This is a genomic window from Streptosporangium sp. NPDC023615 (assembly GCF_040640155.1).
Classification (GTDB): Bacteria; Actinomycetota; Actinomycetes; order Streptosporangiales; family Streptosporangiaceae; genus Streptosporangium.
The window spans coordinates 130,586-148,784 of record NZ_JBFABE010000005.1; the positions used below are offsets into that span (position 1 = coordinate 130,586).

The following is an 18,199-nucleotide window of genomic DNA, read 5'->3' on the forward strand; positions in this document are numbered from 1 at the left end:
CGCGACCGGGTCCCCCCTGCTCCCCACGTCCCGGCCTCGCGGCCGGGCCCCTGCCGCCGCCCGCCCCGGCTCCCGGGCGGTGCCGGGGAGCCGGGGCGGGCGGGCCGAGGATCACCCTCGGGCCGCCTCCATCACCCGCTGCGCGTCGCGCTCGTAGAAGCCGCGCGCGAACAGGGTGATCAGGCCGCCCACGACCATCGGCACGATCAGCGCGTACATGGCGTTGATCAGGCCGCCCGCGTTGTCGGAGACGATGCCGACGATCAGCGGGCCGAAGGCGACGCCCCCGGTGAGGAAGAGCTGCAGGACGGCGAAACCGAGCCCCCGGGAGGCGGCGGGGACCACGTCGGCCAGGGAGGCGGTCAGGTTGGGGATGGCCATCGACGTCAGCACGCTGGCCACGACCATCACCACGCTGAACAGGGGGATGGAGTCCATCGTGAGCGCGACGGCCAGGGTGGTCGAGCCGAGCGCGATGCCCCCGCCGCCCGCCAGGAGCCTGCCTCCCTTGCGGGTGCCGTGCCAGACCCCGCCGAGCCACGAGCCGATCAGGGTCCCGCCGACCACGCCGATGATGGTGATGATGCCGCTGAGCGAGCCCGCGGCGGCGATGCCGATGCCGAAGTTGCGTACCAGCAGCGAGGGAAGCCAGTAGAAGACCCCGCCCAGGCCCAGGCTGACCAGCATCAGGCCGATACAGACCACGAGCAGGGTACGGATGGCCAGGACCTCGCGGAGCTGGCGGCCGAACGGCGGCTTGACGCCCACGCCCTCCGGTCCGCCGACCGCACCCAGGTCGGAGGTCCCGGCGCCGATGCCGGCACCGCCCACGACGTCGAGGGCGGGCTCGGTACCGAGGTTCCCGGGAACGCCGGAGGCGGGACCCGTGCCGGGGGTGCCCGCGGCCCCCTCGGCCACCAGCCGGTCGAGGTGTCCCCTGACGGGCTCCCGGAGCCGCCAGACGAGGAGGGCCGTGAGCACGCCCGGCACGACCATGATCAGGAAGGCGCTGCGCCAGCCGAACGACCCCGCGAGCACGCCGCCGAGCAGCGTGCCGAGGCCGCCGAGGTAGGCGGTGATACGGGTCCAGCCGTAGGCCTTGGCGCGGGAGACCGGGGGATAGTAGTCGGCCAGCAGGCTGCCGGCCGCGGGGTTGTCGATGCTCTCCGCGGCGGCGAGGAAGACGCGCATCGTGTAGAAGAGCGCGAAGCTGGTGGCCAGACCCGAGCCGAGCGTGGCCAGCGCCCAGCAGAAGACGACGACGGCGATGATCCGGGTGCGGTTGTGCCGGTCGGCGAAGTACCCGGCGGGGAGCGCGACGACGGCGGCGGCCAGGGCCGAGGCCGTGGGGATGGAACCGGCGACGGTGTCACTGAAGCCCCACTCCGCCTGGATGAGGGGAAGGACGCCGGAGAGCAGGTTGTGTTCGATCCGGTCGACGAGCCCGACGATGAAGAGCACGACGAAGGGCGCCCAGCCGTAGGGAGCACGGGAGGTCGCGTCGATCTCTCCGTTGCGGGGCGCTCCGAATTTCAGGCGTTGGGTGGTGGGCGTGTCGACCATGCGCCGGCCTTCCTGTAGCCAAAATCTAGAATCCGCTTCTAGAGCTTTGTTAGGGAGGGTGGCACAGATCACAGCACGCGTAAATGGTCTGAACGACACATCGCATGGTCAGATGCCGTACGACCGAGGGCGTCCCCCGCGGATCACCCCTCGGCGCGGGGCGGCCGGGGCGGGGCCCGCGGGTCGTCCCCATCCCCGGTCTGACAGGGAGTCAAACCCGGCGGACCGCCGCCGGACAACCGTCGGAACGCCCTGGAACGCCCCGCACCGCTGCCGAAGCGCCGCAGGATCACTGCCGGGTCACTGCCGGATCACTGCCGGATCGCCGCGGGCTCAGACGGCGGGAGCCCGGCGGCCCAGAACGGAGTGGATCTCGAACGACGGAGCCTCGAACCCCGGGGCCGCCATCACCTCGCGGGCCTCGCGCAGCCGCCCGAGGGGTATTCCGGCCTCTGTCAGGCGGCTCTGCAGGTGGTGACTGTTGCTGATCATGAGGTCCAGCCCGGCGGAGCCCGGCTTCCACACCTCGGACCATCGCACCGGATCGACGTCGACCAGCCCGGCCCGGGTCATCTCCCCGGCGACCCGGGCACCCCAGGTCGGGTCGCTCCCGGCGGCGCCCAGGACACGGGCCATGGCCCCGACGTAGGCGGCGTAGGCCTCCGCGCCGTGCCCCCCGGACACGGGAGGCGCCACCCACCGACTGATGTCGATCTCGTCGAGGTGCAGGAAGCCCCCGGGGCGCAGCGCGGCGCACAGGCGCCGCAGGACCTGGTCGCGCTGCGGCAGGTGGCTGAGCACGAGACGGGCGTGGATCAGGTCGAACGCGCCGGCGGGCAGCGGATCGGTGACGATGTCGTGGCGGACGACGGTCAGGCCCTCCCTGGAGGGGATCAGGCCGGGTTTGATGTCGGTCGCCAGCACGTGCCCGTGCGGCGCGACCCGCTCGGCCAGCCAGAGCGCCACGCTGCCACCGCCCGCCCCGACCTCCAGGCAGTTCCACCCGGCCCCCACCCCGGTCAGCGCCAGGCGTTCGAAGGTGAGCGGGTCGAGCAGCCGGGCCAGGTGGCGGTGCTGGTCGCCGGAGTGATCTCCGTCGTTGTCGAACACGTAGGCGGACCCGCGGGCCGGCACACCGGCGAACCCCGCGGCCGGCACACCGGCGGCCCCCGCGGCCGGCACGCCGGCGGGCGCGTCGGCGAAGGCGTCGGCGGACGCGTCGGCGGACGCGTCGGCGGACACGGTCACGGCGTTCTTGCCGGTCATCGAACCCTCCAGGGGTGTGAGCTCGACCGCATGGTAGACGTCTTGACAGGCGAGGTGACAGGGCATGGCCGGACCCGGACACGTTTCTCCGGCGAGGTCGTCGTCTACGCTCCGATGCGTCCGTATCGAGAACTTACGTTCGGCAGGTGAACATGCTGCACCACGAGATCGAGGGCCGGCCCGACGCCCCGCCGGTCGTGCTGTCCGGTTCGCTGGGCACCACGCTGAGGATGTGGGACCCGCAGATGGAGGCGCTGACCTCCCGCTTCCGGGTCGTCCGCCTCGATCACCCCGGACACGGGGGCTCGCCCGAGGGCGGCGACGGCTCCATCGCCGACCTGGGCCGCGGCGTGCTGGACGCGCTCGACCGGCTGGGGCTGTCCCGGGTCTCCTTCGCCGGCCTCTCGCTCGGCGGCATGATCGGTATGTGGCTGGCCGCGCACGCGCCGGAGCGGATCGACCGGCTCGCGCTGCTGTGCACGTCCGCGAAGCTCGGCACCCCCGCCTCCTGGGCGGAGCGGGCGTCGGCGGTCCGTGAGGCGGGCACCGCCTCCCTGGCGGAGACGGTCGCGGCCCGCTGGTTCACCCCCGGCCACACCGGGGCGGAGCCGTACGTCAGGATGCTCGGCGAGGTCTCCGCGGCCGGGTACGCCGCCTGCTGCGAGGCGATCGGGGCCATGGACCTGCGGCCCGACCTGCGGCTGATCACCGCGCCCACGCTGGTGCTCGCCGGGGCCGAGGACCCCGCCACGCCTCCCGCGCACGCGGAGCTGATCGCCGCGGGCGTCCCCGGTTCCCGGCTGGTCGTCGTGGACGGCGCGGCGCACCTGGCGAGCGCCGAGCGGCCGAAGACGGTCACGTGGCACCTGCTGGACCACTTCCTCGCGGAGTGATGAACGGCGACGGGGAGTGATCCGGCGAAATACGGTGACGTACCGGGTGACGCCGTACACGAGGGGGCACCATGGCGACCGTCGCGGAGCAGTTCATCGAGGTCCTGCGCCAGGCCGGGGTGGAACGGATCTACGGGGTGGTGGGCGACAGCCTGAACCCGGTGGTCGACGCCATCAGAAAAGGCGGGGGCATCGAGTGGGTCCACGTGCGCAACGAGGAGGCCGGGGCCTTCGCGGCCGCGGCCGAGGCGCAGGTCACCGGACGCCTGGCGGCCTGCGCGGGGAGCTGCGGGCCCGGCAACACCCACCTGGCCCAGGGGCTCTACGACGCCCACCGCAGCGGCGCCCCGGTGCTCGCGCTGGCCGCCCAGATCCCCTCCACGCAGATCGGCACCGGGTTCTTCCAGGAGACCCACCCCGAGCGGTCGTTCGTGGAGTGCAGCCACTTCTGCGAGACGATCGCCTCGCCGGGGCAGATGCCCAGGGTGCTGCGGGTCGCCGTCCAGCGGGCGATCGGCCTCGGCGGCGTCTCGGTGGTGGTCCTGTCCGGCGACGTGGCCGAGCTGACCATCCCCCATTCCCTCGGCGAGCACGACCTGCTGACCCGGACCGGCACCGTGACGCCGCCCGCCGACCAGGTGGCCGAGCTGGCCGCGGCGCTGAACCGCGCCGAGAAGGTGATGCTGTTCTGCGGCGCCGGGGCCCGCCACGCCCGGGACGAGGTCATGGTGCTGGCCGGGCGCGTGCTCGCCCCGATCGGTCACGCGCTGCGCGGCAAGGAGTGGATCCAGTACGACAACCCCTACGACGTGGGGATGAGCGGGCTGCTCGGGTACGGCGCCTGCTACGAGGCGATGCACGAGGCCGACCTGGTCGTGCTGGCCGGGACCGACTTCCCGTACGACGACTTCCTGCCCGGCGCGCGCACGGTCCAGATCGACCACGACGCGGCGCGGCTGGGCCGCAGGACCCCGCTGGAGCTGGCCGTGCACGGTGACGTCGGCACGACGATCCGCGCGCTGCTCCCCCACGTCACGCGGAAGACCGACCGCCGCCACCTGGACAGGATGCTGGCGCGGCACCTCAAGGCGCTGGAGAACGTCGTGGAGGCGTACACCCACGACATCGAGCACCACCGGCCGATCCATCCCGAGTACGTGGCGAACCTGGTGGACGAGCTGGCCGCCGACGACGCGGTGTTCACCGTGGACACCGGGATGTGCACGGTCTGGGGCGCCCGCTACCTCACCCCCAACGGCCGCCGCCGGATCATCGGCTCGTTCTGGCACGGCAGCATGGCCAACGCGCTCCCGCACGCCATCGGCGCCCAGTTCGCCGACCGGGGGCGGCAGGTCGTCTCGCTGTCGGGGGACGGCGGGCTCGCCATGCTCCTGGGCGAGCTGCTCACCGTCCGGCTGCACGACCTGCCGGTGAAGACCGTGGTGTTCAACAACTCCTCGCTCGGCCTGGTGAAGCTGGAGATGATGGTGGACGGGTTGCCCGACTTCGGCACCGACCACGCCCCCGTCGACTACGCCGCGATCGCCGCCGCGGCCGGGATCGCGTCCCTGCGGGTGGAGGACCCCGCGGACGTGCGCCGGGCCCTGGAGACCGCCTTCGCCACCCCCGGCCCCTTCCTGCTGGACGTGGTCACCGACCCGAACGTGCTGGCGGTGCCGCCGCACATCAGCGCCAAGCAGGTGAAGGGGTTCGCGCTGGCCGCCGGCAAGACCGTTCTCACCGGCGGGGTCGGACGCATGATCGACATGGCGAAGGCGAACCTGCGGAGCATTCCGCGCCCCTGAGCGGGCGACCGCGCGGGCCGGGCGACCGCGGGCCGAGACCGTGCGAGCCGGGTGGTCGCCACCGGCGGGACGGCGTCCCGGGCCGGGCGGTGCCGGGAAATGTCGGTGGCGGGGTCCAGAATGCCGTCATGGACGGTTGGCGCGAGGTCCGCGAGACGCTGCGCGAGTTCGCGCTGCGACTGCCGGAGTCCTACGAGGATCACCCCTGGGGCGACACGGTCGTCAAGGTGAACAAGAAGATCTTTCTCTTCCTCGGTGTCGAGGAGCCGACGGAGAAGTGGCGTCCCGGCGTCGGCGTGAAGCTGCCGGAGTCGAACGGGCACGCGCTGGCGCTTCCGGGCGTCGAGCCGTCCCGGTACGGGCTCGGCAGGTCGGGATGGGTGACGATCCCGCTGACCGGCCCGCTCCCGGAGACCGAGGTGCTCCTCGACTGGGTCGAGGAGAGTTACCGCGCCGTCGCTCCCAAGAGACTCGTCGCCCGGCTCGACGCCTCCTGACCCGGGTGACCGCGGCCGGGCGCCTTCCGGCCCGGCGGTCACGGCTCGCCCTCCCCCCTGCCCGGCGGGTACGGCCCGCCCCCTCCGGGCGGCCGCCGGGCGCGTGTCCCACCGGGCGGGCCACGGCCCCGGCGCTCAGGGGACGTCCCCCGGCCGGCCCTCGAGGATGCGGTCGAGCAGGCCGGTGAGCTCGCCGCGCTCGCCGGGCGCCAGCGGGGAGAACCACTCCCGCTCCCGGCGCGTCTGCTCGGTGAAGACCTCCCGGACCGCGGACTCGCCCGCCGGGGTGAGGCCGACCGTCACGGCCCGCCCGTCATCGGGGTCCGGGCGGCGCTCGACCAGGCCGTCGCGTTCGAGGGTGTTGACGGCGTTGGTCACCGCCGACCGGGACATCGAGGAGATCTCGGCGAGCCTGACCGGCCGGGTGGGGCCGAGCAGCCAGAGCTTGAACATCAGGCGGAAGCCCGGAAGGGTCCAGCCGCGGGGACGGTGGATCCGCGTCTCCAGGTCCGTGACGAGCAGGTAGGCGAGCTGGAGCAGGTTGTAGGCCAGCGCGAAGGCCTCCGCGTCGGCCGGGGGCGGCATGGCCGCCAGGCGTTCCCTGGCGTAGGCGGCGTACCGCAGATCTGCTCTGTCCACCGGCCAAGTCTTGCTCAAACGACGTCGGCCGTGAATATTGTTATGGCCATAACAATATTCACGGGAGGCGCCCGTGCGGGTGGTCATCGCCGGAGGCGGCATCGGCGGGCTGGCGACGGCCCTCAGCCTGCACGCGGCCGGCTTCGAGGACGTGGTCGTGCACGAGGCGGCCGAGCAGATCCGCCCCCTGGGTGTGGGCGTCAACCTGCTGCCGCACGCCGTGCGCGAGCTGACCGAGCTCGGCCTCGCCGACCGGCTGGCCGGGATCGGGGTGGCCACCGCGGAGCTGGCCTACTTCAACCGGTACGGCACGCCGATCTGGTCCGAGCCCAGGGGACTCGACGCCGGCTACGCCTGGCCCCAGTACTCCGTCCACCGCGGGCGCCTGCAGCTGCTCCTGCTGGAGGCCGTGGTCGAGCGCCTGGGCGCGCACGCCGTACGGACCGGCAGCCGCGTCGCCCTCACCGGGGACGTCCCGCGAGCCGGCGCCGACGGCCCGCGGGTCGGGGTGAAGGTCCTGCGGGCCGGGACGGACGAGGTGCGGATCGGCGCGGACGACCTGCTGGTCGGCGCGGACGGCATCCGCTCGGCGGTCCGCGCGCACCTGTTCCCCGACGAGGGTCCCCCGCCGTGGAACGGCCTGGTCCTGTGGCGGGGCACGACGTACGGGGACCCGTTCCTGACCGGACGATCCATGATCATGGCCGGTGACGGCACCCAGAAGTTCGTGGCCTATCCCATCGCGACGGGCGAGAGGACACTGATCAACTGGATCGCCGAGCGGCCGGTGGACGGCGGGTCCTGGGGGCCCGCCGACTGGAACCGCCCCGCGGACCCGGCGGAGGTCGCCGGCCACTTCGCGGACTGGCGCTTCGACTGGCTGGACGTGCCCGGGATCATCACCGGCGCCGAGGCGGCCTACGAGTACCCCATGGTCGACCGCGACCCGCTGCCGTACTGGACGGCGGGCAACGTCACCCTGCTGGGCGACGCCGCGCACGCCATGTACCCGATCGGCTCGAACGGCGCCTCCCAGGCGATCGTCGACGCGCGGGTGCTCGCCTGCTTCCTCGCCCGCGGCGACCTGGCCGGATACGAGGCGAACCGGCGCCCGGTGACGACCGCCCTCCAGCTCTCCAACCGGAGGATGGGGCCCGAGGTCGTCATGAAGCTCGCCCACGACCGGGCGCCCGGCGGTTTCGACGACGTGGAGAGCGTCGTCCCGCTCGCCGAGCGGGCCGGGATCGCCGCGTCGTACAAGCGCACGGCGGGCTTCGACCCGGTCGCGCTCAACGAGCGCCCGTCCTGGAGCGTGACCCGTTGACCGAGCACCCGCGAGGCGGACCGTCGGACATCCGGCACCCCGGAAGCGGGCCGCCGGACACCCACCGGCGCCCCGGAAGCGGGCCGTCGGACATCCAGTCCCCGTGGAGGCCGGACCGTTGAACCTCGAACCGCTCGCGACGTTCCACGTGAAACTCGATCCGATCCTCGACCTCGGCGACACCCCGTGGGGCAGGCGCCGGGTGATCAACATCCTGGGGGGCTCGTTCGAGGGGCCGCGGCTGTCCGGGACCGTGCTGCCCGGCGGGGCCGACTGGCAGGTCCTGCACGCCGACGGCATGGTCAGCATCGACACGCGCTACACGCTGCGCACCCACGACGGCGCGCACCTCTACATCTCCACCAGCGGGGTCAGGCACGGCCCGCCCGCGGTCCTGGAACGCCTGTCCAGGGGCGAGGCCGTCGACCCCGCCGAGTACTACTTCCGGCTCTTCTGCCGGTTCGAGACCGGCGACACGCGGTATCTCTGGCTCAACCGCACCCTCGCCGTGGCCTCGGCGAGCCGCACCGCGGACGCCGTCCGCTACGACGCCTGCACCCTCACCTGAGGAGCCCCCGATGCCGAACCTCGACCGCCCGCCGCTGCCCCTCGCCGCCGAGCACGACACCCCGTTCCCGATGCGCGACGGCACGATCCTGCGCGGCGACGTCCACCGCCCGGCCTCGGGCGGCCCGTTCCCCACCCTGCTCGTCCGCTCCCCGTACGGCGAGGGCTCGTTCCGCTCCGCGCCGAGGGTCCCCGCGCTGGAGGCCGGGTTCGCGGTGGTGCTCCAGCACTGCCGGGGGCGCGGGAGCAGTGACGGCGTCTTCCGGCCCTGGCGGGACGAGGGCGCGGACGGCCACGACACCATCGAGTGGATCACCGCTCAGCCGTGGTCGAACGGCGAGGTCATGATGCACGGGATGTCCTACCTCGCCGGGTGCGCGCTCCAGGCGGCGGCGACACGCCCGCCGGGGCTGAAGGCCGTGGTCGCGACCATGACCCCGCACGACTTCCACGACGGCCTGAAGTACCACGGAGGCGCGCTGGCGCTGGGCTCGGCCCTGCACTGGGGGGCGATGCAGGCGCTGCTCACCCTGACGCACGCCGCCCAGGCGGGCGAGGACGTGGGAGCCGGGTTCGCCGAGCTGATGCCCGTCCTCCGCGACCCCGCGCGGGCCGTGCGGACGCTCCCGCTGCGCGACGTGCCGGGCATCCCCTGGTGGGAGGAGTGGATCTCGCACCCCGACCGGGACGCCTACTGGCGGGAGCTGGCCGAGACCCTGCGGCACGAGGACATCGAGGTGCCGGTCATGCACACGGCCGGCTGGTTCGACGTGTTCCTCGGCGGGACCCTGGAGAACCACCGCCGTCTGGGCGGGCCGCTGGTCGTCGGGCCGTGGTCGCACCTCGCGAGCACCGGCGCCCTCGACTTCGGCTTCGCCGCCTCGCCGCCGGCCGCCCGTGTGGAGGCGCGGCAGCTCGACTTCCTCCGGGGCGCCGACCGCGGCCCGGCGGTGAGGATCTTCGTGATGGGCGACGACGTGTGGCGGGACGAGGAGGCGTGGCCCCTGGTCCGCGCGGTCGAGACCCGCTACCACCTGCACCCCGACGGCGTGCTGTCGACCGACGTCCCGGCCGGGGACACCCCCCTGACGTTCGTGTTCGACCCGCGCGACCCCGTCCCCACGGTCGGCGGGCCGGTGCTGCTCGCCGACGCCGGCAACGTCGGCCCGCAGGACCAGCGCGAGGTGGAGCGCCGCCCCGACGTGCTCTGCTTCACGAGCGCCGTCCTGGACGCCGACGTCGAGGTGACCGGCCCGCTCGGCGTCACGCTGCGCGCCGCGACCTCGGCCGTCTCCACCGACTGGACGGCCAAGCTGGTCGACGTCCACCCCGACGGGCGGGCGATGAGCGTGATCGACGGCATCGTCAGGGCCCGCACCGAGCCGCACCGTCCCGCCGAGTTCGTGATCGACCTGGTGGCAACCAGCCAGGTCTTCAAGGCCGGGCACCGCATCCGCGTGGAGGTCTCCAGCTCCAACTTCCCGCGCTTCGACCGGAACCCCGGCAACGGCCGCACCTGCGCCGACTCGCGCGAGGACGAGCTGGTCGTCCAGCACCAGACCGTCCTGCCCGGCTCCTACATCACCCTGCCCGTCGTCCCCCGCTGACCGGGAGGGGGCCGGGAGGGGGCCGGAAGAACCAGGAGGGGCCGGGAGAGGGCCGGACCGGTCACGAGGAATCGGTGTAAACGCCTTTTCACCTGCCCTTTCCCTTTTTGATGGCCTGGATCCCGGCGTGGCACCACATGAGCATCAACGGTTGCTGTGAGCATCATCAGTGTCACGCTGAGTCGCTCGGCGCGCCGACAGGGAGCAGCCGTCCGCGGCCCGTGAATCGATCGCGGCCACGGACCGCGTCCCGAAAGGAACGGTGCCTCCATGTCCACACCCGGCCTCCAGACGAACACCGCGGTTCCCCGCCTCCGGCGCCAGGGGCGCCGTCCGCTCGGCGGGGCGGCGACGCTCCCGCTGACGGGGCTCCTCTCGATCGCCCTCGCCGTCACCCTGGCCGTGCCCGCCGGTGCCGTCACGCCGGGTGCCCCGCGCGACCCGGACCCGTCCATCACCGGCGACCTGGCCCCGGCGGGCACGGTGCGAGGAGAGGCGCAGCGCGTCTGCCGGCCGAAGTCCTTCTACAGCTTCCACCACCTGAGGCCGAGGAACTTCTTCGTACCGCGCACCCGGTTCATCGACGGCCCCGGCGGCACGATGACGGCCTCGGTCAACCGCCAGCACCGGGTGTACGCCGAGATGGAGGTCGAGCGGGAGAGGGTCAACACGATCGACAGGGAGGAACTGGTCCGCCTGTTCCGGAACCTGGTGAACCCGCTGGTCGCCGAGGAGTACGTCGTGGAGAGCGGCCACGAGTACACGCAGGAGATCAGCGAGGGCAAGTACGGCAACCTGTGGTACCGCGTCTTCGGCTACCGGACGGGCTTCACGGCCTGGCGCAGGGTCCACAGCTGCCGGGTGTACAAGGTCGCCGCGGGCATCGCCAGCATCCCCGCGCGGGTGGAGGGCTGGAGGTACTGGGAGACCAGCCACCCGATGTACAGGGGACGCAAGCTCAGCGAGCGCTGAGTCCCGCGGCGCCCGCGGGGACGCGGCGGGGCTCCCCGCGTCCGGGCCCGGGCTCAGCGGCCCAGGAAACGGACGGCGTTGCCCCCCAGCAGCTTGGCGCGTGCGGGCTCCGACAGGAACCCGGCGCCGCGGACCAGCGCGCCCACCGGTGACTCGCCCAGCGGGTACGGGAAGTCGGAGCCCAGCATGACCCGGTCCTCCCCCATGGTGTCCACCAGCAGCCGCAGCGCCCGCTCGTCGAACACCACCGAGTCCACGCTGAACCGGTCGAGGTAGTGCGAGGGAGGGAACTCCGAGACCCCGACCAGGTCGGCGCGGCGGTGCCAGGCGTTCTCGAACCGGCCGAGCCAGAAGGCGAACGAGCCGCCGCCGTGCGCGAAGCACAGGCGCAGCGTCTCCGGCACCCGGTCCAGGACGCCGCCCAGGATCAGGGAGAGGATCGACAGGTGCGTCTCGGCGGGCATGCCGACCAGCCACCGCGCCATCCACCGGTCCAGCCGGGGCCCGCCCGCCATGTCCCACGGGTGGACGAAGACGGGCGCGCCCACGGCGGCGCAGTGCTGGAGGAACTGGACGACGCCCTCGTCGTCCAGGTCGCGGTCCCCGACGTGGTTGCCGATCTCGACGCCCGCGTGGCCGGCGGCCAGGCACCGGTCCAGCTCGGCGCACGCCAGGTCGGGGTCCTGGAGCGGCACCTGGCAGAACGGCACCAGCCGTTCCGAGGCGCAGATCTCCAGCGCCAGGTCGTTGAAGATCCGCGCGGCCCGTACGGCCTCGGACGCCGGGCGGTCGTAGCCGAAGAAGACCGGCGTCGGCGAGACGACCTGCACGTCCACCCCGTCGGCGTCCATCCGTTCCAGCCGGACCGAGGGGTTCCAGCAGTCGTCGGCGATCCGGCGGAACTCCCGGTCGCCGAGCAGGATGACGGCCTCCCGCTCGGAGTCGATCCGCAGGCGGGGCGCCTCCGGCCAGCCGAGGTCGGGCCAGCCCGCGGGGACGTGGTGGGTGTGAACGTCGACGATCAACGGTTATCCCTTGCCCGGGTGCAGCGCGCCGCAGTTTCCGCAGGTGCGCGCCTTCTCGTCGTCGTAGAACGCCTGGAAGACCGGCGGCAGGTCGGTCACGATGTTCCGGACCTGGAGTTCCACCTCGTGGACCACGGCGCTGCACGCGGGGCAGTACCAGAGGAACCTCTCCAGCACCCCCTCCGGCCGGATCCGCTCCACCACCAGGCCGACCGACCCCTCCTCGGGACGCTGCGGCGAGTGCGGGGTGTTCGCCGGGAGCAGCCACATCTGGCCCTCGCGGACGTGCACGGTCTCCGGGCCCTCCGGCGTCATGACGTTGACGTGCATGTTGCCGCGGATCTGGTAGAAGAGCTCCTCGAACGGGTCGATGTGGAAGTCGGTCCGCGCGTTCGGGCCGCCGACGACCATGACGATGAAGTCGTCGCTGCGCTCGAAGACCATCTTGTTGCCCACCGGCGGCTTGAGCAGGTGGGCGTGCTCGTCGATCCACGCGGTGAGGTCGATGGGGCTGATCACTGGCGCTCCTCCGGTCGGTAGGCGACGGCCTGAATCTCGATGAGCAGGTGCGGGTGCGGCAGCTCGCGGACGGCCACGGTCGTACGGGACGGGCCGCTCTCGTCGAAGTACTCCGCGTAGACGGCGTTGTAGCCGCCGAAGTCGTCCATGTTCACGAGGTAGGTGGTGATCTGAACGAGATTGCTCAGGTCGGCCCCGGCCGCCTTGAGGATGTCGCCGATGTTCTCTATCACCGCCCGGGTCTGCTCGGCGATGTCCAGGATGATCTTTCCGGACGTGTCGGTCCTGACCCCGGCGAACGTGTCGTCCGGCCGGCGCGAGCTGGTGCCCGACACGTAGAGGAAGTCCCCCGCCCGCTTGACGTGCGGGAACCGCCCCCGGGGAACGGCCTTCCCGGCGACGACGAGCCCTTCGTTCATGGTGTGTCCCTTTCCTTCGCGGTGAACGAGACCGAGCCCAGGTGCTGGATCTCGGCCCGTACCCGCGCGCCCGGCAGGAGCGGCTCGGCGGGCGTAGCGGCACCGGCGAGGAGGATCCACCCCTCCTCCAGGACCATCCCCACCCGCGCGGCCAGGCGCGCGGCCTCCGCCAGGGCGCGGCGAGGGTCACCCAGGATCGCACCGGTCGACCCGGCGTGCACCACCCGGTCGTCGATCTCCAGGACGACGCCCAGGTTCCACCGGGACGGGTCGTGGGGCTGCCACGGGCCGACGGCGTACCCGGCGGCCGAGGTGTTGTCGGCGATCACGTCCGGCAGCGAGAAGCGGAAGTCCTCGTAGCGCGAGTCGATGACCTCGACACCGACCGCGACGGCCGCGACGGCGTCCGGCGCGAGCGCGTCGGCGGGCGAGGCGATGCGCCGGCCCAGCAGGTAGACGACCTCCGGTTCCACCCTCGGGTGGACGAGGCCGGACACGTCCGCGTACGAGCCGTCGGCGATGGCGGACGACGCCGGGACCCGGCCGAAGATGACGTCGTGCACGCCCATCTGGCGGCGCTTGCCCTCACTGGTGAAGCCCAGCTTCACCCCGGCGAGCCGGTCCCCCCGCTCCAGGCGGAGCCGGATCAGCTCCTCCTGTACGCGGTAGGCGTCGGCCACGTCGTAGTCCTGTTCCGGCCTGGGGACGGCGCGGCCGGTACGGGCCGCCTCGTCCAGGACGGCGGCGAGCCTGCGCAGGTCGGTCATGTCCTCTCCTCCGAACGGGTGCCCGGCCCGGAGAGCACCGGGTCCCCCGGAGCCCCCGGCCGCGCCGCTTCCCGCCGACCGGCCGCCTCCCCCGGGTCCTCCGGGCTCCCCGATCGCGCCGGGCTCCCCGCGGAGGCCGGGCGGGCCAGGTCGAGCGCGATGTCCACGATCATGTCCTCCTGGCCGCCCACCATCCGGCGGCGGCCCGCCTCGGCCAGGATGGCCCTGGTGTCGACCCCGTAGCGCGCCGAGGCGGCCTCGGCGTGCCGCAGGAAACTGGAGTACACCCCGGCGTAGCCGAGGGTCAGCGTCTCCCTGTCCACCCGCACCGGCCGGTCCTGCAGCGGCCTGACCAGGTCGTCGGCCGCGTCCATCAGGGCGTACAGGTCGCACCCGTGCTCCCAGCCGGTCAGGTCGGCCACCGCGACGAACGCCTCGATCGGGCAGTTGCCCGCGCCCGCGCCCATCCCGGCCAGGGAGGCGTCCACCCGGCAGGCGCCGTTCTCCACCGCGACGACCGAGTTGGCCACGCCCAGCCCCAGGTTGTGGTGGGCGTGGATGCCGATCTCGGTCTCCTGGCGCAGCACCGAGCGGTAGGCCCGGATCCGCTCCCGCACCCCGTCCATGGTCAGCCGGCCGCCGGAGTCGGTCACGTAGACGCAGTGCGCGCCGTAGGACTCCATCAGCGCGGCCTGCCTCGCCAGCTCCTCGGCGGGGGCCAGGTGGGACATCATCAGGAACCCGGCCACGTCCATGCCGAGCTCGCGCGCGACGGAGATGTGCTGGGCCGAGACGTCGGCCTCGGTGCAGTGCGTGGCGATCCTGACCGAGGTGACGCCGAGCGCGTGGGCGCGCCGCAGGTCGCGGACGGTGCCGATGCCCGGCAGCAGCAGGGTGGTCAGCCTCGCCCGCCGTACGGCCCCGGCGACCGCCTCGATCCACTCGTCGTCGGTGTGCGCGCCCACGCCGTAGCTGAAGCCGCCACCGGCGAGGCCGTCCCCGTGCGCGATCTCGATGGCCGCCACCCCGGCGGCGTCGAGGGCCGCGGCGATGGCGGCGGCCTGGTCGACGGTGTAGCGGTGCCGGATGGCGTGCATGCCGTCCCGCAGCGTCACGTCCTGCACGTACAGCCTCATGCCCCCACCTCCACGTCCCGGGCCGGGATGCCGGCGGCCGTGACCGCGGGCCCGTCGCCGCGTTCGGCCAGGCGTTCGGCCGTGCGCAGCGCGGCCGAGGTCATGATGTCGAGGTTGCCGGCGTAGGCGGGCAGGTAGTGGGCGGCCCCCTCCACCTCCAGGAAGACGGTCACCTTGACGCCGCCGTCGCGGGTGCCGTCGGGCAGCGGCTCCCCGGCCGCGATCTCCTCGAACTGCACCTCCTGCTTGAGCCGGTAGCCCGGCACGTACGTCCTGACCCGCTCGACCATGTCCCGCACCGCCCCGGTCACGGCGGCCTCGTCGCAGTCGCCGACCAGGCAGTAGACCGTGTCGCGCATGATCAGCGGCGGCTCGGCCGGGTTCAGCACGATGATCGCCTTGCCCCGGCCGGCCCCGCCGACCCGCTCGATCGCGCGGGCGGTCGTCTCGGTGAACTCGTCGATGTTGGCCCGGGTGCCCGGCCCGGCCGAGCGGGACGCGATCGAGGCGACGATCTCGGCGTACCGGACGGGCGTCCGCGAGGCGACCGCCGCCACGATCGGGATCGTGGCCTGTCCCCCGCAGGTGACCATGTTGAGGTTCGGCTCGGAGAGGTGGTCCTCCAGGTTGACCGAGGGCACCACGTAGGGGCCGATCGCGGCCGGGGTCAGGTCGATGACCCGCTTGCCGTGCGCGCGCAGCACCCGGTCGTTGTGCCGGTGCGCCCCGGCCGAGGTCGCGTCGAGGACCACGTCCACCTCGTCGAACCCGGGCAGCGCCACCAGCCCCTCGACGCCCTCGCTGGTCGTGGCGACCCCGCGGCGGCGCGCGCGGGCCAGACCGTCGGAGTCGGGGTCGATGCCGGCCATCGCGACCACCTCGACCCTCTCCGAGAGCAGGCCCTTGAACATCAGGTCGGTGCCGATGTTCCCGGAACCGATGATCGCGACTTTCACGAGAAGACCGTCCTTACCGACCCCAGGCCGTCGATGTGCACCTCGAAGGCGTCGCCCGTCTCGACGGGGACCACCGGGCCGAGCGCGCCGGTGAGCACGACGTCCCCCGCGCCCAGCGGGAAGTCCGTGCGGCCCAGCGCGTCGGCCAGCCAGACCGCGGCGTTCAGCGGATGCCCCATGCAGGCGGCGCCCGCGCCGGTGGAGACCTCCTGCCCGCGCCTGGTCATGGTCATCCCGGCCAGGCGCAGGTCCACCTCGCGCAGGCCGGCCGGGGTGTTGCCGAGGACGAACGCGCCGCTGGAGGCGTTGTCGGCGATCGTGTCGACGAGGGTGATGTCCCAGTTCGCGATGCGGCTGTCGACGATCTCGATGGCGGGCAGCACGAAGTCGACCGCGCGGACGACGTCCGCCACGGTGAACGGGCCGCCCCTCAGGTCTCTCCCCAGGACCAGCGCGACCTCCGCCTCCACCCGGGGCTGGAGGAACCGGCCCGTGGGGACGGTCAGGCCGTCCAGGTAGGCCATGTCGGCGAAGAGCACGCCGTAGTCGGGGGTGTCCACGCCGAGCTGGCGCCGCACCGCCTCGGACGTCAGGCCGATCTTCCTGCCCACCGGACGGCGCCCCTCCTCCAGCGCCCGCCTGGTGTTGATCTCCTGTACGGCGTACCCGACGGCCTCGGCGTTCCCGGCCGGGAGCATCTCGCGCACCGGGGGGCACGGCTTGCCGCTCCGGGCCGCCTCCAGCAGCCGGTCGGCCGCCTCGGCGTACACGTCGGTCGCCTCGCTCCACTCAGTCATGTTCGGGCTCCAGCTTGATGGTGATCGTGGTGGGCTCGGAGTAGAAGTCCAGGGAGCGCGTGCCGCCCTCGCGGCCGATGCCCGACAGTTTCACCCCGCCGAACGGGGTGCGCAGGTCGCGCAGGTACCAGGTGTTGACCCAGACCAGGCCGGCCTCCAGCGACTGCGCGACCCGGTGGGCCCGGCTCAGGCCCGAGGTCCACACGGTCGCCGCCAGGCCGTACTCGCTGTCGTTGGCCAGCGCCACGGCCTCGGCCTCGGTGTCGAACGGGGCGACGTGGCAGACCGGGCCGAAGATCTCCTCCCGGTTCACGCGTGAGTCGCGCGGCAGGCCGGTCAGCACGGTCGGCTCCACGTAGTAGCCGCCGTCGCGGTCGTCGCCGAACCTCGGCACGCCGCCCCCGGCGCGGATCTCGGCGCCCTCGCGCGCGGCCAGCTCGTAGTAGGAGAGCACCTTGTCGCGGTGCTCGGCGGAGATCATCGGCATCATCGTGGCGTCGGGGTCGGCGGGACGGCCGAACCGCAGCTGTCCGGCCCGGCCGGCCAGCCGCTCGGTGAACTCCTCGAAGACGGGCCGCTGCACGTAGAGCCGCTCGGTGCACAGGCAGACCTGGCCGCCGTTGGTGAAGACCGACCGCACGCTCCCCTCGACCGCCGCGTCCAGGTCGGCGTCGGCGAAGACCAGCCCGGCGTTCTTGCCGCCCAGCTCGAACGAGACGGGCTTGACCCGGTCCGCCACCGCCTTCATGATCGCCGATCCGGTCCGGCTCTCCCCGGTGAAGGTGACCGCGTCCACGCCGGGGTGCCCGACCAGGAACTCACCGGTGGAGCCGGCGCCGAAGCCGTGCACGACGTTGAGGACGCCCGGCGGCAGGCCGATCGAGGCGGCGATCTCGGCGAGCACCGCCATCGAGCCGGGGGTGTGCTCCGACGGCTTGACCACGACGGTGTTGCCCGACACGAGCGCGGGCCCGAGCTTCCAGGTCGCCAGCAGGAACGGCAGGTTCCACGGCACGATCACCGCGACCACCCCCAGCGGCCTGCGCACGGTGTAGCTCAGCACGTCCGTGAGGTGGAACGCGTTCTCCGGGTGCTGGGCCGCGATCTCGGCGAACGACCGGAAGTTGGCGGCGCCGCGCGGGATGTCCAGGGTGCGGGCCTGGGTGATCGACTTGCCGGTGTCGGCGATCTCCGCGGCCACCAGCTCCTCGAACCGCTCCTCGATCGCGCCGGCCAGGCGGCGCATCCAGGCGGCGCGCTCGGCCACCGGCAGCGCCGCCCACCCGGGCAGCGCGGCGCGGGCCGCGGTCACCGCGCGGTCGACGACCGTCCGATCCGCCTCACGGACCTTCCTGACCACCGCTCCGGTCACCGGGTCGTACGCGGCGAACGTCGCCCCCTCGGCGACCGGCACCCCACCGATGAAGTGGTTCACCTGGTCGGACAC

At 73.1% G+C, this 18,199-nt stretch carries 18 protein-coding genes; 7 read left to right on the plus strand and 11 right to left on the minus strand.

The features are described 5' to 3' along the window. Positions 1–111: 111 nt before the first annotated feature. Together AB0G16_RS06040 and AB0G16_RS06045 are read right to left on the minus strand one after the other, a co-directional pair. Positions 112–1,563 (minus strand): MFS transporter, encoded by a 1,452-nt coding sequence (locus AB0G16_RS06040; RefSeq protein ID WP_362799320.1) that lies wholly within the window; start codon positions 1,561–1,563, stop codon positions 112–114. Positions 1,564–1,896: 333 nt separating this feature from the next. Then, on the minus strand, positions 1,897–2,829 hold the full coding sequence (locus tag AB0G16_RS06045; RefSeq protein ID WP_362799323.1) for a methyltransferase: 933 nt from the start codon (positions 2,827–2,829) through the stop codon (positions 1,897–1,899). 152 nt (positions 2,830–2,981) lie between these two features. Between AB0G16_RS06045 and pcaD the strand changes: the two genes are divergently transcribed. From pcaD to AB0G16_RS06060, 3 genes are all read left to right on the plus strand, one after another. Beyond that, on the plus strand, positions 2,982–3,722 hold the full coding sequence (pcaD, locus tag AB0G16_RS06050) for a 3-oxoadipate enol-lactonase (RefSeq protein WP_362799618.1): 741 nt from the start codon (positions 2,982–2,984) through the stop codon (positions 3,720–3,722). Between the two features lie 71 nt (positions 3,723–3,793). Then, entirely contained in the window at positions 3,794–5,527 is a 1,734-nt protein-coding gene (locus tag AB0G16_RS06055) for a pyruvate dehydrogenase (RefSeq protein WP_362799326.1), read from the plus strand. A 128-nt stretch (positions 5,528–5,655) separates the two neighbouring features. After that, entirely contained in the window at positions 5,656–6,024 is a 369-nt protein-coding gene (locus AB0G16_RS06060; protein WP_362799329.1) for an MmcQ/YjbR family DNA-binding protein, read from the plus strand. Between the two features lie 135 nt (positions 6,025–6,159). Here the strand turns inward: AB0G16_RS06060 and AB0G16_RS06065 are convergent, their stop codons facing one another. Beyond that, positions 6,160–6,663, minus strand: a complete 504-nt coding sequence (locus AB0G16_RS06065; RefSeq protein WP_362799332.1) for a MarR family transcriptional regulator — start codon at positions 6,661–6,663, stop codon at positions 6,160–6,162. A gap of 73 nt (positions 6,664–6,736) precedes the next feature. Between AB0G16_RS06065 and AB0G16_RS06070 the strand changes: the two genes are divergently transcribed. The 4 genes from AB0G16_RS06070 (at position 6,737) to AB0G16_RS06085 (ending at position 11,133) form a co-directional block, all read left to right on the plus strand. Then, positions 6,737–7,987: a flavin-dependent oxidoreductase gene (locus AB0G16_RS06070; protein ID WP_362799334.1), complete on the plus strand. Its 1,251-nt coding sequence runs from the start codon at positions 6,737–6,739 to the stop codon at positions 7,985–7,987. Between the two features lie 118 nt (positions 7,988–8,105). After that, the gene (locus tag AB0G16_RS06075; protein WP_362799337.1) at positions 8,106–8,555 is read left to right on the plus strand and encodes a DUF3237 domain-containing protein; all 450 of its coding nucleotides are present in this window, start codon (positions 8,106–8,108) and stop codon (positions 8,553–8,555) included. A gap of 10 nt (positions 8,556–8,565) precedes the next feature. Then, positions 8,566–10,161, plus strand: coding sequence for a CocE/NonD family hydrolase (locus AB0G16_RS06080; protein WP_362799340.1), 1,596 nt, complete (start codon positions 8,566–8,568; stop codon positions 10,159–10,161). Positions 10,162–10,431: 270 nt separating this feature from the next. Beyond that, the gene (locus AB0G16_RS06085; protein WP_362799343.1) at positions 10,432–11,133 is read left to right on the plus strand and encodes a hypothetical protein; all 702 of its coding nucleotides are present in this window, start codon (positions 10,432–10,434) and stop codon (positions 11,131–11,133) included. Between the two features lie 53 nt (positions 11,134–11,186). Here the strand turns inward: AB0G16_RS06085 and AB0G16_RS06090 are convergent, their stop codons facing one another. The 8 genes from AB0G16_RS06090 to AB0G16_RS06125 are packed head-to-tail and all read right to left on the minus strand — an operon-like array spanning position 11,187 to position 18,199. Then, the gene (locus AB0G16_RS06090) at positions 11,187–12,158 is read right to left on the minus strand and encodes an amidohydrolase family protein (RefSeq protein WP_362799345.1); all 972 of its coding nucleotides are present in this window, start codon (positions 12,156–12,158) and stop codon (positions 11,187–11,189) included. Between the two features lie 3 nt (positions 12,159–12,161). Then, positions 12,162–12,677 carry a 3-hydroxyanthranilate 3,4-dioxygenase gene (locus AB0G16_RS06095; RefSeq protein ID WP_362799348.1) on the minus strand — a complete coding sequence of 172 codons (516 nt, stop codon included), beginning with the start codon at positions 12,675–12,677 and terminating at the stop codon, positions 12,162–12,164. Further along, complete coding sequence (locus AB0G16_RS06100; RefSeq protein WP_362799351.1) at positions 12,674–13,096, minus strand: RidA family protein; 423 nt, start codon at positions 13,094–13,096, stop codon at positions 12,674–12,676. The genes AB0G16_RS06095 and AB0G16_RS06100 overlap by 4 nt, the downstream gene beginning before the upstream one ends. After that, positions 13,093–13,863, minus strand: coding sequence for a fumarylacetoacetate hydrolase family protein (locus AB0G16_RS06105; RefSeq protein WP_362799354.1), 771 nt, complete (start codon positions 13,861–13,863; stop codon positions 13,093–13,095). Before AB0G16_RS06105 ends, AB0G16_RS06100 begins: the two co-directional genes overlap by 4 nt. After that, positions 13,860–14,999: a 4-hydroxy-2-oxovalerate aldolase gene (gene dmpG, locus AB0G16_RS06110; RefSeq protein WP_362799357.1), complete on the minus strand. Its 1,140-nt coding sequence runs from the start codon at positions 14,997–14,999 to the stop codon at positions 13,860–13,862. The genes AB0G16_RS06105 and dmpG overlap by 4 nt, the downstream gene beginning before the upstream one ends. Continuing rightward, on the minus strand, positions 14,996–15,955 hold the full coding sequence (locus AB0G16_RS06115) for an acetaldehyde dehydrogenase (acetylating) (RefSeq protein ID WP_362799360.1): 960 nt from the start codon (positions 15,953–15,955) through the stop codon (positions 14,996–14,998). Before AB0G16_RS06115 ends, dmpG begins: the two co-directional genes overlap by 4 nt. Continuing rightward, positions 15,952–16,752, minus strand: coding sequence for a fumarylacetoacetate hydrolase family protein (locus AB0G16_RS06120; protein WP_362799363.1), 801 nt, complete (start codon positions 16,750–16,752; stop codon positions 15,952–15,954). Before AB0G16_RS06120 ends, AB0G16_RS06115 begins: the two co-directional genes overlap by 4 nt. Further along, on the minus strand, positions 16,745–18,199 hold the full coding sequence (locus tag AB0G16_RS06125; RefSeq protein WP_362799366.1) for a 2-hydroxymuconic semialdehyde dehydrogenase: 1,455 nt from the start codon (positions 18,197–18,199) through the stop codon (positions 16,745–16,747). Before AB0G16_RS06125 ends, AB0G16_RS06120 begins: the two co-directional genes overlap by 8 nt.

What these genes read in the sequence shown, in the direction of transcription:
- AB0G16_RS06120 (WP_362799363.1), bottom strand. Translation starts at nt 16,752, where the DNA reads ATGACTGAGTGGAGCGAGGCGACCGACGTGTACGCCGAGGCGGCCGAC.
- AB0G16_RS06055 (WP_362799326.1), top strand. Translation starts at nt 3,794, where the DNA reads ATGGCGACCGTCGCGGAGCAGTTCATCGAGGTCCTGCGCCAGGCCGGG.
- AB0G16_RS06085 (WP_362799343.1), top strand. Translation starts at nt 10,432, where the DNA reads ATGTCCACACCCGGCCTCCAGACGAACACCGCGGTTCCCCGCCTCCGG.
- AB0G16_RS06040 (WP_362799320.1), bottom strand. Translation starts at nt 1,563, where the DNA reads ATGGTCGACACGCCCACCACCCAACGCCTGAAATTCGGAGCGCCCCGC.
- dmpG (WP_362799357.1), bottom strand. Translation starts at nt 14,999, where the DNA reads ATGAGGCTGTACGTGCAGGACGTGACGCTGCGGGACGGCATGCACGCC.
- AB0G16_RS06105 (WP_362799354.1), bottom strand. Translation starts at nt 13,863, where the DNA reads ATGACCGACCTGCGCAGGCTCGCCGCCGTCCTGGACGAGGCGGCCCGT.
- AB0G16_RS06045 (WP_362799323.1), bottom strand. Translation starts at nt 2,829, where the DNA reads ATGACCGGCAAGAACGCCGTGACCGTGTCCGCCGACGCGTCCGCCGAC.
- pcaD (WP_362799618.1), top strand. Translation starts at nt 2,982, where the DNA reads ATGCTGCACCACGAGATCGAGGGCCGGCCCGACGCCCCGCCGGTCGTG.
- AB0G16_RS06100 (WP_362799351.1), bottom strand. Translation starts at nt 13,096, where the DNA reads ATGAACGAAGGGCTCGTCGTCGCCGGGAAGGCCGTTCCCCGGGGGCGG.
- AB0G16_RS06060 (WP_362799329.1), top strand. Translation starts at nt 5,656, where the DNA reads ATGGACGGTTGGCGCGAGGTCCGCGAGACGCTGCGCGAGTTCGCGCTG.
- AB0G16_RS06080 (WP_362799340.1), top strand. Translation starts at nt 8,566, where the DNA reads ATGCCGAACCTCGACCGCCCGCCGCTGCCCCTCGCCGCCGAGCACGAC.